This window comes from Acetobacter sp. AC2005, assembly GCF_037901235.1.
Taxonomy (GTDB): Bacteria; Pseudomonadota; Alphaproteobacteria; order Acetobacterales; family Acetobacteraceae; genus Acetobacter; species Acetobacter oryzoeni.
The window spans coordinates 2,496,924-2,509,904 of sequence record NZ_CP149625.1; the positions used below are offsets into that span (position 1 = coordinate 2,496,924).

Below are 12,981 nucleotides of genomic sequence, written 5' to 3' on the forward strand. Positions count from 1 at the left end.
AAAAATTATTCCGAAACAGGTACAGAACTTGCGCGGGCGCGTTCACTTGCCGTTTTTAATTGCCCGCAGGCAGCCAGAATGTCTCGTCCACGAGGGGTGCGAATAGGAGAAGCAAATCCTGCATTCATAACAATTTCTGCAAACCGGTTTTGCTGCTCCCGCGTGGAGGGCTTGTAATCGCTACCCGGCCACGGATTGAACGGAATAAGGTTTACTTTTGCTGGAATGCCAGAAATCAGGCGCACAAGCTCGCGCGCATCGGCTTCACTATCGTTGATGCCGCGCAGCATAATGTATTCAAACGTAATGCGGCGGGCATTGCTGGCAGCGGGGTAGCGCCGGCAGGCTGCCAGCACTTCCTCAATTGGGTACTTTCTGTTGAGCGGCACAATTTCATCGCGCAGATCATTTCGAACGGCGTGCAGGGAAACCGCCAGATTGATCCCGAGTTCATCTCCGCACCGATCCATGAGAGGCACAACGCCAGAGGTGGAAAGTGTGATGCGCCGACGAGAAAGCCCAATGCCTTCGCCATCCATGATGATTTTCATGGCTTTGGCGACATTTTCATAATTGTAAAGTGGCTCCCCCATACCCATCAGCACGATGGTGGAGAGAAGGCGAGGCGTTTCGCCTTTGGGGCTGGGCCATTCTCCGTAGGAATCTCGCGCAGCCATGAACTGGCTGACAATTTCTGCCGCCCCGAGGTTACGCACCAGCTTTTGCGTGCCTGTATGACAAAAGGTGCAGGAAAGTGTGCACCCAACTTGCGATGAGATACAGACTGCTCCCCGGTCTTCCCGCCTATCAGGGATGTAAACTGTTTCAGCTTCCTGCCCATCACGAAAACGGAACAGAAATTTACGTGTTTCATCCGATGATGTTTGTACAGTCGCTGCTTCTGGGCGCCCGATAATAAAACGTTCAGCCAATTTTTGCTGAAGCGGCTTGGCGATAGTGCTCATCCGAGAAAAGTCGGTTACACCTTGATGATAAATCCAGTGCCAGAGCTGTTTGGTGCGGAAGGGTTTTTCACCAATTTCCGTCAGAATATCCGTGAGTTCATCGCGTGAAAGCCCAACCAGATCTCTCCGTCCATCGGATAGAGTGGCGGATGGGGGGCTAAAAAGCGCAGCCTTGGCCAAAATGCGTGAACGTTCTTCCGCGTTCAGATCGGTAAGGGCTGAACTGTTAGCGTCAGCTGATGTGGAAGTATAAGTGCGGGAAGACATTGCGGACATGCTGCTACATAAAGGAAAAGGAAAGCGGGTATAACAAAAAAAGAGGCTGATAGATACCAGCCTCTTTTATATATGCGCACCAGTATACGTTATAGGCAGCAACTCTTACGCGTTAATTGCTCTCTTTAAGGGCCGAGCGTAGCCAGGGAGCAATGGTGATTTTGGAAGCATCCATACCATCCAGAATCATGCCAATAGTTTGTGCGGAATATGAATCAGGCTTGGTATCAGCAGAGATAGGGAAGGCTGGCCGTGCAATTTCCAAAGTCATGGCAGGTTCTGCTGCATCTGCGGAGTTAGCGCTAGCAGGAGTGAAGCCATCCGTCTGAATATTGGCAGATACAGTAACTTCCCGCGCATCAGGGTTTTGGCCAAAATATAGATACGCATATGTTGCCGCGGCAGAAAGAACATCTTTCATGGCCAGCCGATAGCGATTGTTCGTATTGGAATCATGCGCTTGGAGTGTTGCTGGATCTGCCTGAATTGAAAGCGTGCCTGCGCGGACATCATCATGCAGGATCAAGCCGTCCTGTTCATATCCACGTAATAGCGTATTCCCAACTTCCGTTGCCTGCATACTTTGAACAGAATCAGAAGTGTGGGATGCAGAATGAAAAACTGGAGCTGCCAGTGCTTGGCTGCTGGTAAATGCAAGGCAGGCGACGCCAAACAGACCTGCAATTTTGCGCATGAGATGCTTGCCCTTATTCTTAGTGATAACTGATGGAATGATCACAAAGAAATGTGGCAAAAAAATTGATGTGCTGCCATGCAAAAAAGGCAGGGAAACCTGAAAATTTAATTTAGTGTTACAATTGGCCGTGCTGGTTAGGTGCGTTGAGCTGCAATAAGGAACTCTCTATTCCCTTCTGGCCCAGTAATAGGGCTAGGTTCAATGCCCAGCACTTTCCAGCCCGGGAGGGCGCTCCACCAAGAAAAAATGGTTTCGCAAACAGCGTCATGCACCGCAGGGTCCCGCACAACGCCTTTGGCTCCGATTTGATCGCGCCCAGCTTCAAATTGGGGCTTGATCAACGCGACAGCCCAAGCATTTTCTGAGGTAAGAGCCAGTGCAGCAGGAAGCACCGTGCGCAGGCCGATAAAGCTGGCATCACATACAACCACGGAAGGGGCTTCCGGTATGGTTGTGTTATCCAGATATCGGGCGTTGCACTTTTCCAGCACAGTTACGCGTGGGTCAGACCGCAGTTTCCACGCTAGTTGCCCGTGCCCGACATCAACGGCGTAAACATGCTTGGCACCATGGGTAAGGAGCACATCTGTAAACCCACCGGTTGAAGCGCCAACATCCAAGCAGATCCGTCCTTCTGGGGAAAGGCCAAAGTGCTCAATGGCATGAGCCAGCTTGCAGCCGCCGCGGGACACCCAAGGATGCTCCTGCCCACGCACTTGCAACGGCGCATCTTCAGGAACCTGATCTCCGGCTTTGGCAACACGTTTTTCACCAGAAAACACAAGCCCAGCCATAATGAGAGCTTGTGCTTTTGTGCGGCTTTCAACCAGCCCCCTGTCTACAAGAAGCTGGTCAACACGACGTCGTGCCATATCAAATCAGGCCATCTGTTCCGTAAAATCAACGCCCAACGCGCTTAGAGCGGTTCCGACGATGTGTGGTGCGGAGAGGCCGGCCTCGGCGTATTGGGCGGCCTGGGTGTTATGGTCGATGAAGCGGTCTGGCAGGGTGAGGGGGCGGAAACGCACGTTATCAAGCAGGCCGGTGCGGGCCAGATGGTGCCCGACAAGGGAGCCAAAGCCACCTTCCGAACCTTCCTCAATGGTAATCAGCACGGCATGGTTGCGGGCCAGATTTTCCACCAGTTCCGTATCAAACGGCTTGGCAAAGCGGGCATCCGCCACGGTGGGCGGCAGGCCACGGGCGGCCAGCATGTCTGCAGCTTTCAGGCACTCGGCCAGGCGCGGGCCAAGCGAGAGAATGGCCACGCCACCTTTTTCTGGCCCGGACTGCCCACCCATTTCACGAATGATGCGGCCTTTGCCAATTTCCAGCGGTGTGCCTTCTGCGGGCAGGTCCAGCCCAAGGCCACTGCCACGCGGGTAGCGCAGGGCAATCGGGCCTTCATCAAACAGGGCGGCGGTGGCCGTCATGTGCAGCAGTTCCAGCTCATCCGATGGGGCCATGATGGTCATGCCCGGCAGGCAGCCCAGATAGGCAATGTCGAAGGAGCCTGCATGGGTGGCGCCATCGGCACCCACCAGTCCGGCGCGGTCAATGGCAAAGCGCACGGGCAGCTTTTGCAGCACCACATCGTGCATCACCTGATCATAGGCGCGCTGGAGGAAGGTGGAATAGATGGCGCAGAACGGGCGCAGCCCTTCGGTGGCCATGCCAGCGGCAAAGGTTACGGCATGCTGCTCGGCAATGCCCACATCAAAGAACCGGTCCGGGTAGGCCTTGGCAAAGGCATCCAGCCCCGTGCCAGAAGGCATGGCGGCGGTAATGGCGGCAATCTTGTTATCGGTGGCGGCACGGCGTGTGAGCTCGCGGGAGAACACGGAGGTGTAGCTTGGCGGGCCTGCGGGGCCCTTTTTCTGCTCACCGGTGACCACGTTGAACTTGGCAACGGCGTGATACTTGTCTCCGGCTTTTTCGGCTGGCTGATAGCCGTGGCCTTTTTCCGTGATGACATGCAGCATGATGGGGCCGTTATCCGTATCGCGCAGGTTGCGCAGGATAGAGACCAGCTGCGGCAGATCATGCCCATCCACGGGGCCAACGTAGTAAAAGCCCAGCTCTTCAAACAGCGTGCCGCCGGTAATCATGCCGCGGGCATATTCATCGGCCTTGCGGGCCGTGCGTTCCACAGGGGCGGGCAGTTTTTTCACAAACTTGCCAGCCAGTTCGCGCAGCCCCATGAACTTGCGGGAAGACATCAGGCGCGACAGGTAGTTCGACATGGCCCCCACAGGTGGGGCAATGGACATCTCGTTGTCGTTCAGGATGACAATCAGCCGCTCGGCACCGGGGCCAGCCACGGCGGCGTTGTTCATGGCCTCATACGCCATGCCGGCGGAAATGGAGCCATCGCCAATCACGGCAATCACATTGCGTTCGTGGTAGCTGGGGTCTTCCTCCGCCCGCAGGTGGTGGGCCACGGCCATGCCGAGTCCGGCGGAAATGGAGGTGGAGGAATGGGCCGCGCCAAACGGATCGTATTGGCTTTCTGCGCGGCGGGTAAAGCCGGACAGGCCGCCCGGCTGGCGCAGGGTGCGGATACGGTCACGCCGGCCGGTCAGAATCTTGTGGGGGTAGGCCTGATGGCCCACATCCCAGATCACCTTGTCATCTGGGGTATCAAACACCGCATGCAGGGCAACCGTCAGCTCCACAACACCCAAGGAGGCCCCAAGATGCCCCCCTGTGGTGGAAACCGCGTCCACCGTTTCGGCCCGCAGTTCATCCGCAACCTGCTTGAGCTGCTCAACCGAGAGATTGCGCAGGTCCGCCGGATACTCAACCCGGTCCAGCGCAGGAAAACGCCCTAACGTCGGAATCGGTGAAGTGTGGGGCTGATTGGTCATGAGTTCAGTTTTTCCGTTCGATCACATAATAGGCCAGATCACGCAGACGATCTGCCTGTGCACCAAAGGGTTCCAGATCGGCAATGGCTTCTTCTGTTACGCGCAGAGCTTCTGCTTTGGCGCCTTCAATACCCAGCAGGGCCACGAAGGTGGACTTGCCTGAGGCTTCATCCTTACCGGCAGTCTTGCCAAGTTCTTCTGCCGTGGCTGTTGCGTCCAGCACGTCATCTGCAATCTGGAAGGCTGCGCCAATATTTGCACCATAGGAGCGCAGGCGGCGGCGCAGATCAGGGGATGCCTGACCCAGAATGGCACCAGATTCTGCGGAATAGCGGATCAGGCAGCCGGTTTTCAATGCGTGAAGATGGCGGACTTCTTCAAGCGGAAGTGCGCGGCCTTCGCCTTCCATGTCAATCATCTGGCCACCAACCATGCCAGCAGCGCCAGAAGCTTCGGCAAAGGCGGAAATCAGATCAATACGCACGTTTGCATCCGTATGGGTCTGGCTGGCGGCTAGAATTTCGAATGCTTTGGTTTGAAGGGCATCTCCGGCCAGAATGGCTGTGGCCTCATCAAACTTGCGGTGCGTGGAAGGCTGACCACGGCGCATATCATCATCGTCCATGGCTGGAAGATCATCATGCACCAGTGAGTAAGCGTGCAGCATTTCAACAGACGCAGCAACGCGTGCGGACTGACTTTCTGGAACGCCAAAAAGGCTGGCCGTTACAATGGCAAGATAACCACGTAACCGCTTACCCCCACCAAGTGTTGCGTAGCGCATGGCTTCAATTAGCCTCGCATCGCCTCCGGTTGTGAGGGGGAGCAAGGTATCAATCGTGTGTTCAATAACGCGGGCGCGCGCACCCATATCCTGCTTGAGCAGGGCGCCATTATCTGATGCACGATTGATAGAGGGGTGTGTCGGGTTTGTCATCGACATCTCAGTCCATAGGTTTCATGTTCAGCGTTCCATCAGACCGCTGCACGATCGCCTGCACGCGGGCCTCAGCCTCGCTAAGCTTGGCCTCACAATGTTGCCGTAGGGCGGCCCCGCGTTCGTAGGCCGTTATTGCATCTTCCAACTTTAGCTGCCCACCTTCCAAACCGCGCACAATTTTTTCCAGCTCGGAAAGCGCATCTTCGAAAGACAGTGATTTGATGTTGTCCGACATGGCGCGGGGGTTCCTATCCGTCATGAGGGGCAGGCAATAGCCCGATATGCAGGGGTCTGCCAAGTCTTGGGTGGTGTGTGACAGGCAGGATTTTTTTAGTTTGGCTTGTTTGTGGGCGCGCTGGTGCGACATTTTACGGTAAAACAGAACACACTGTTTTCATCTGTAAAGGCGATAAGAGCGTGGCCGGTTTCACGGCAGAATACCTGAAAGTCGGTTATGGAAGCGCGGTCCGTTGCTAATATTCGAAGCCGTTCCCCTGGTTGCATGGTGCGGAGAACGCGATTGGCCTTGAGCACAGGAAGTGGACAATTCAGCCCGCGTGCGTCAAGAACAGTTTCATTCATCTTGGCTGATTCCTGCTGTAGAGGGTTGATGGCGCAGTGTTTGCAAAGTGTGCCACTTTCTTTTGTAGTAGGAAACATTCTGTTAAAAGTTTAATAAAAACAGCAGGTTATAAAGTATGTCGGACTACCGTCTGGGAATCGATATTGGGGGCACCAAGATCGAAATCGTCGCTCTTGATGCCGAAGGGCAGGTGGTTTTGCGGCATCGCGTTAGCAACCCAGGTACTTATCAGGGGCTGCTGAGTGAAGTGAAAAAACTGGTTGATGATGCGCATGCCCGCACAAACCCATATGCCACTGTTGGGGTGGGTATTCCCGGTGCTGTGGATGCGCATACCCGCCTTGTAAAAAATGCGAATGCGACCTGGCTGAACGGTCAGCCTTTTGCTGATGACTTGCAGGATGTTTTGGGTTTTCCCGTTCGTGTTGAGAATGATGCCAACTGTTTTGCTTTGTCGGAAGCAACCGATGGAGCTGCGGCTGGGTGCCATGTGGTGTTTGGTGTGATTCTTGGTTCAGGCATGGGCGGCGGCATTATTGTTGATGGCAAACCCTTGAAAGGGTTGCATGACATTGCCGGAGAGTGGGGCCACACCCCCTTGCCATGGGTGCGGGAAGATGAATTTCCTATGCCAAAGTGTTTTTGTGGCAATTCTGGTTGTCTGGAGCGGTTTTTGTGCGGCCCTGCCTTAGCTGAGGCCTGGAAGGGCGCAGGAAACCGCAGTGTGCAGGGTATTGAAGAGGCTGCGGCGTCTGGTGACCAAGCGGCTCAGCGTGCTTTGGATTTGTATGTAGATAGGTTGGGTCGTGCTTGCGCACTTATCGTGAATATTCTTGATCCGGATGCCATTGTTCTGGGTGGCGGGGTATCAAACCTGAATTGCCTTTATGAACGCGTACCGGATGTTATGAAGCGATATGTGATTACGCCTGAGTGCAAGACCAAATTGTTGAAAAACAAGCATGGCGATAGCTCAGGCGTAAGAGGGGCAGCTTGGCTGTGGGGATAAAGTGAAGCCGCAGACCGTATAAACTATGCGGTCTGCGTATTGATGCGGTCTGGGCGAAAGCCGGTTGCCACAACGTAAAGCTCACTGGAATCTTTACGGCTTGCAGGCGGTTTGGCGTGCCGAACCTGCGTAAATGCCTGTTTCATGATGTTGAGCATGGCTTTTTCGGAACCGCCCTGAAACACCTTGGCAACAAATCCGCCACCTTCTGCCAAAATATCAAAGGCAAAATGCAAGGCTTCTTCTGCTAGTCCAATAATCCGCACGTGGTCTGTGGGGGCATGGCCCGTTGTGTTGGGGGCCATGTCAGACACAACCAGATCAGCTTTGCCGCCCAACATGGAAATAAGGCGTGCGTCCATTTCTGGGTCCGTAAAATCGCCTTCAATAATTTCTGCACCAGCTACAGGTTCTACGGGCAGAAGATCTACCCCGACCACTTGTGAAGCGCCGCGTTTGACTAGAACCTGTGTCCATCCACCAGGGGCAGCGCCAAGGTCTACAACACGCATACCGGGCCGGATGAGGTGGAAACGATCATCAAGTTCAATCAGCTTGAACGCCGCGCGTGAACGCCAGCCTTGTTTGTGTGCGGCCTGCACGTAAGGATCATTCAATTGCCGAGAGAGCCAGCGTTGCTGTGCGGTTGTACGCCCTCGTGCCGTGCGCAATGAGACCGACTGTGCCCGCATTTTTTGCGGGGCATCGGAATCGTTTTGTACCAAGCGGCTGCCGGGTGTTGCGCTGCTTTTGCGGGCACGGCCAGGTACGCGCAACGTGGAGTTGCCGGTGGAACGGTTTTTGTTTTCAGTCATAAGCCTGTTGCCTGCATAGAGTGGCGAAGGTGAGGGGGGATGGACAAAGACGCACGATTGCGACGAGAAGCCATGCCCGATTTGCCTCGGATCATACGCAAAACCATGCCATCGCGCAGCCCTCTGTCTGCAACAATAATATCTTCTACAGGCCAGATATCATGAATGGCCTCAAAAATGGCGCAGCCGGGTAACACAAAAGGTGCGCGATCGGGGCCGATACAAGGGTGTCGGGCTATGCCATCTGCTCCCATTTTTTGCAAAGTGCGCACTGCCAATCTGGCACTGGATGCAGGAAGTAAGGAGCCATCTACGGCGGCACGCGCATAGCGCGGCAGATTTAAGATAAGGCTTGCCAGTGTTGTGACTGTACCGCTGGTGCCGATCAGGCGTGTTTGTTTGCGTCTGATTTCCGGCCTGATCCGATAGACGTTTTCAAACTCACGTAGATGATGGCGCGTATGTTCAACCATTTTTCTGTAAGCCCGGTCATCCGTGCTGTATGCATGACCAAACTGCTCGGAAAGTGTGATGACACCGACCGGTAAGCTGAGATAGCCAATCAGCTCTTCTGTCTGACGTGTTGAATCTGTGCGTACCCATGCAATTTCAGTTGAGCCGCCGCCAATATCAAACAATAAAGCGCGATTGCGCGGGGGGCCAAAACGTGGGTTGTGCAAAAGATTTGCACAGCTTTCGACAGCAAGGCAGGCTTCTTCTCGCCCGGAAATGATTTTGATATCAAATCCCGTCTGCTGATGAACGTGCTGCAGAAAGGCCTGCCCATTTTCTGCGCGACGGCAAGCTTCTGTTGCCACGGCGCGAATTTCCCGCACGGGCCATCTGCTTAAACGTTCTGCGCATGTTTGTAGCGCCTCCAGGGTACGATCCATGGCTGCTTCATGCAGTTTCCCGCTATGATGCAGGCCTTCTCCAAGCCGCACCATACGACTATAACTATCTACAACCCTAAACCCACCCGCTGTTTGGGTTGCAACCATTAAGCGGCAGTTATTTGTTCCCAGATCAAGCGCGGCAAAAAGATCTTCCTCTCCACCAAGGGGCGGAGAGGACGACACAAATCTACCAGACCGGCCGGTCCAGGAAGGGGGACGATCCATCTGTCCGGTCCTTAAACAAGAGGTTAAACCATATTGTCTCTTATTTTGGGCTCTCACGCGCAGGGAGCAAGACAAATATGTGACAAAATGAAAATTCTTTTGGAAAAGGGGGTTGCGCACCCCAAAGTAGAATGCTAGATGAGCCTCACCGAACGGAAACGCTCTGTAAGAGCTTCTGTAAGGCCCAGTTTGCTGGGGGATAGTTTAGCGGTAGAACTACCGGATCTGACCCGGTCAGCCCTGGTTCGAATCCAGGTCCCCCAGCCAATTCTTTCCTATAAAATTTATACCTATGTAAGTATTGGCTTGCTCTGCCAATGTTTTATGTTGTTCCGGAATTATCTGCTTTTTACGGTAATGTTTTGGAATAGATGTAAATATCACTTAAAAAATTAAAATAATTCTGCATATTTCTGAGAATGATATTGCGTTCAGGTGTGTGTTATTTATTGCGTGTTATGCTTAATTTTGGGGTGTATTTTAAGTATTCATTTAAAAATAAAATTTTCACTCAAGTTGTGGAATGTCTGTATATTTATAAATACAGTTAAAACATAAAATAATGTGATCCGTATCAAAGACGCTCCATCAGGAAAAATGTAGATAACCTTCATTCTGTTTTTTAATAAAACATTCAGGATGGTTTACATGGCCTTGGGGCGCAGAGAGTTTTTACGGAACACTGGTGCATGTGTGGCAGGTGCCAGTGCTGTAGCGCTTGGTTTTGTGCCGCCAGTTAAAGCTCTGGCGCAGGAAACCCGTCAGTACAAACTGCTGCGTGCCAAAGAAACCCGTAACAACTGTACTTACTGTTCGGTTGGATGTGGTTTGCTTATGTATTCATTGGGAGATGGTGCTAAAAACGCCAAGCCCAGCATTTTCCATATTGAAGGTGATCCAGACCATCCTGTCAGCCGGGGGTCTTTGTGCCCAAAAGGCGCAGGGTTGGTGGATTTTATTCACAGTGAAACGCGCCTGCAATATCCTTCATATCGCGCGCCCGGCAGTCGGGAATGGAAGCGCATAAGCTGGACAGAAGCAACAGATCGCATTGCCCGCCTTTTGAAGGATGATCGGGATAAAAACTTTATCCAGCGCAATGAAAAAGGTGAACTGGTTAATCGCTGGCTGAGCACAGGCATGCTGGCATCTTCTGCTGCCAGTAATGAAACTGGGCTGCTGGATTTCAAATTTGCGCGGGCGTTGGGTATTCTGGGGCTGGATTGCCAGGCACGGCTTTGTCATGCCCCCACGGTTTCTGCGTTAGGTGCCAGCTTCGGCCGCGGTGCAATGACCAACAACTGGGTGGATATTAAAAACGCCAATGTTGTTCTGATTATGGGGGGCAACCCAGCAGAAGCACATCCTGTTGGTTTCAAATGGGTGATGGAAGCCAAAACCCGCAATGGTGCCCAGGTTATGGTGGTTGATCCGCGGTTTAACCGAAGCGCCGCCGTTGCAGATTTTTATGCGCCAATCCGTGCGGGTTCAGATGCTGCTTTTATGCTGGGCGTTATTAACTATCTGCTGACGCATGATAAAATTCAGCATGAATATGTAAAAGCTTACACAAACGCCGCGTTAATCGTGCGCGAAGACTTTCAGTTTCATGAAGGTTTGTTCTCGGGGTACGATGCCGCTACGCGCAGCTACGCTACAACCTCGTGGGATTATGAGCGTGATGAACAGGGTTTTGCAAAGCAGGACCTTACATTCCAGAATCCTCGTTGCGTGCTGAATCTTTTGCGCGACTATACCAGCCGCTACACACCTGAACTTGTTTCTCAGATTACAGGCACGCCGGAAAAAGATTTCCTGCATGTGTGTGAAACTTTGGCCTCCACTAGCGTGCCAGATCGCACATCGACATTCCTGTTTGCTCTAGGATGGACGCACCATACCAACGGATCTCAGATCATTCGTGCAGCATCTATGGTGCAAATGTTGTTGGGTAACGTGGGAATGCCCGGTGGTGGCCTGAATGCTCTGCGCGGACATTCCAATATTCAGGGGTATACAGACCTCGGGTTACTTTCAACGCGCCTGCCCGGGTACATGAATCTGCCTAAAGACAGCCAGCAAACATTGAATGCCTATCTGCAGGCAGTCACTCCAAAGGCAGATGAGCCAAAGGAAGTAAATTACTGGCATAATGCGCCCAAGTTTTTTGTAAGCCTGATGAAAACCCTATGGGGAGATAACGCTACAGCTTCCAATAACTGGGGGTATGATTGGCTGCCAAAGTGGGACCGCAGTTACGATATGCTGGCCTATTTTGAGCGTATGCAGCAAGGCAAGGTAAACGGTTACATTGCGCAGGGCTTTAACCCGCTTGCGGCCATGCCGGATAAAAACCGTATGCGTGATGGCTTGGCCAAGCTGCGTTTCCTCGTCACCATAGATCCGCTGGATACAGAAACGTCCAATTTCTGGCAGGATGAGGGCATTTACAATGATGTAAGGCCCGAAGATATCCAGACAGAAGTTTTCCGTCTGCCTTCTTCCTGTTTTGCAGAAGAAAACGGTTCAGTCGTCAATTCTGCACGTTGGCTACAATGGCATTATGCCGGCACGCAGCCACCGGGAGAGGCTTGGAATGACGGGCGCATTCTGGGCACCATCTTTACCAAGTTACGGGCCCTGTATGCGAAGGAAGGCGGTGTATGCCCGGAACCTGTTCTGAACATGCAGTGGAATTATCAGGATCCGGAAGACCCCACGCCGGAGGAAGTGGCGAAGGAAGCCAACGGTTATGCCTTGGCGGATATTCAGGATGCCACAGGCAAGGTGGTTGCCAGAAAAGGGGAGTTGCTGCCTGATTTTTCCGTGCTGAAGGATGATGGCACAACAGCCAGTTATTGCTGGGTGTTTGCGGGTTCATGGACAGAAGCCGGTAACCAGATGGCTCGGCGCGATAATACGGATACAGGTCTTGGCAATACGCCGGGTTGGGCGTGGGCTTGGCCTGCAAACCGGCGCTTGCTTTACAATCGTGCATCGTTGGACCCTCAAGGGCGTCCGTGGGATCCACGCCGCAAGATTATTGAATGGAATGGCCAGCGTTGGGGTGGGGCGGATGTGCCTGATTACCCACTTACATCTCCACCGGGTAGCGGTGTTGGGCCGTTTATTATGCAGAGTGAAGGTGTCGGCCGTCTGTTTGCTGGGGCATCGTTGGTGGATGGGCCTTTCCCCGAACATTACGAACCCACAGAAAGCCCGGTATTGGCCCCTGCGTTGGGCAGCAAAGTAAGGCACAACCCGGTGGCTAGGCAGTTTGCCGATGAAATACCGCGTATGGGCAATCCTTCCGAGTTTCCGTATGTGGCCACAACGTACTCTATTACAGAGCTATTCCGGCACTGGACAAAACATTCACACCTCAATGCCATTATGCAGCCAGAGCAGTTTGTTGAAATTGGCGAACGTCTGGCTAGCAAGCTTGGTGTTTCCGCCGGTGATACGGTGCGGGTATCTTCCCGCCGAGGGTATATTGAGGCCAAGGCCGTAGTTACCAAGCGGCTCAAACGCCTGAATGTGATGGGGCAGGAGGTCGATCAGGTTGGGGTGCCCTGCCACTGGGGCTTTAAGGGCGCCACGCGTAAGGGCTTTTTGGCCAATACGCTGACACCAGCCATGGGCGATGCAAATTCTCAAACACCAGAATTCAAGGCCTTTCTTGTTAATGTTGAAAAAGTCTGAGGTGCG

11 protein-coding genes and 1 tRNA gene are annotated in these 12,981 nt (G+C 53.3%); 3 read left to right on the plus strand and 9 right to left on the minus strand.

Annotated features, from left to right (window positions below; genetic code table 11):
- Positions 1 to 5: 5 nt before the first annotated feature.
- The 7 genes from rlmN to QQM41_RS12030 form a co-directional block, all read right to left on the minus strand.
- Positions 6 to 1,232, minus strand: a complete 1,227-nt coding sequence (rlmN, locus tag QQM41_RS12000; RefSeq protein WP_003623869.1) for a 23S rRNA (adenine(2503)-C(2))-methyltransferase RlmN — start codon at positions 1,230 to 1,232, stop codon at positions 6 to 8.
- A gap of 121 nt (positions 1,233 to 1,353) precedes the next feature.
- The gene (locus QQM41_RS12005) at positions 1,354 to 1,935 is read right to left on the minus strand and encodes a hypothetical protein (RefSeq protein ID WP_339077264.1); all 582 of its coding nucleotides are present in this window, start codon (positions 1,933 to 1,935) and stop codon (positions 1,354 to 1,356) included.
- A 137-nt stretch (positions 1,936 to 2,072) separates the two neighbouring features.
- Positions 2,073 to 2,810: a TlyA family RNA methyltransferase gene (locus QQM41_RS12010; RefSeq protein WP_339077265.1), complete on the minus strand. Its 738-nt coding sequence runs from the start codon at positions 2,808 to 2,810 to the stop codon at positions 2,073 to 2,075.
- A 6-nt stretch (positions 2,811 to 2,816) separates the two neighbouring features.
- Positions 2,817 to 4,805, minus strand: a complete 1,989-nt coding sequence (gene dxs, locus QQM41_RS12015; protein WP_339077266.1) for a 1-deoxy-D-xylulose-5-phosphate synthase — start codon at positions 4,803 to 4,805, stop codon at positions 2,817 to 2,819.
- A 4-nt stretch (positions 4,806 to 4,809) separates the two neighbouring features.
- The gene (locus tag QQM41_RS12020; protein ID WP_020943963.1) at positions 4,810 to 5,748 is read right to left on the minus strand and encodes a polyprenyl synthetase family protein; all 939 of its coding nucleotides are present in this window, start codon (positions 5,746 to 5,748) and stop codon (positions 4,810 to 4,812) included.
- Position 5,749: 1 nt separating this feature from the next.
- A complete protein-coding gene (locus tag QQM41_RS12025) occupies positions 5,750 to 6,004 on the minus strand; it encodes an exodeoxyribonuclease VII small subunit (RefSeq protein WP_003630879.1) in 255 nt (84 codons plus the stop codon).
- Positions 6,005 to 6,075: 71 nt separating this feature from the next.
- Positions 6,076 to 6,327, minus strand: coding sequence for a sulfurtransferase TusA family protein (locus QQM41_RS12030; protein ID WP_339077267.1), 252 nt, complete (start codon positions 6,325 to 6,327; stop codon positions 6,076 to 6,078).
- 116 nt (positions 6,328 to 6,443) lie between these two features.
- Between QQM41_RS12030 and QQM41_RS12035 the strand changes: the two genes are divergently transcribed.
- Positions 6,444 to 7,337 carry an ROK family protein gene (locus tag QQM41_RS12035; protein ID WP_339077268.1) on the plus strand — a complete coding sequence of 298 codons (894 nt, stop codon included), beginning with the start codon at positions 6,444 to 6,446 and terminating at the stop codon, positions 7,335 to 7,337.
- Between the two features lie 23 nt (positions 7,338 to 7,360).
- Here QQM41_RS12035 and QQM41_RS12040 read toward each other — a convergent pair whose 3' ends face one another.
- Positions 7,361 to 8,152: an RlmE family RNA methyltransferase gene (locus QQM41_RS12040; RefSeq protein ID WP_050819899.1), complete on the minus strand. Its 792-nt coding sequence runs from the start codon at positions 8,150 to 8,152 to the stop codon at positions 7,361 to 7,363.
- Positions 8,149 to 9,393, minus strand: coding sequence for a Ppx/GppA phosphatase family protein (locus tag QQM41_RS12045; RefSeq protein ID WP_339077269.1), 1,245 nt, complete (start codon positions 9,391 to 9,393; stop codon positions 8,149 to 8,151). The genes QQM41_RS12040 and QQM41_RS12045 overlap by 4 nt, the downstream gene beginning before the upstream one ends.
- A 73-nt stretch (positions 9,394 to 9,466) precedes the next feature.
- Between QQM41_RS12045 and QQM41_RS12050 the strand changes: the two genes are divergently transcribed.
- Together QQM41_RS12050 and fdnG are read left to right on the plus strand one after the other, a co-directional pair.
- Positions 9,467 to 9,540, plus strand: a tRNA-Gln gene (locus tag QQM41_RS12050).
- A gap of 381 nt (positions 9,541 to 9,921) precedes the next feature.
- Entirely contained in the window at positions 9,922 to 12,975 is a 3,054-nt protein-coding gene (gene fdnG, locus QQM41_RS12055; protein WP_339077270.1) for a formate dehydrogenase-N subunit alpha, read from the plus strand.
- Positions 12,976 to 12,981: the final 6 nt, after the last annotated feature.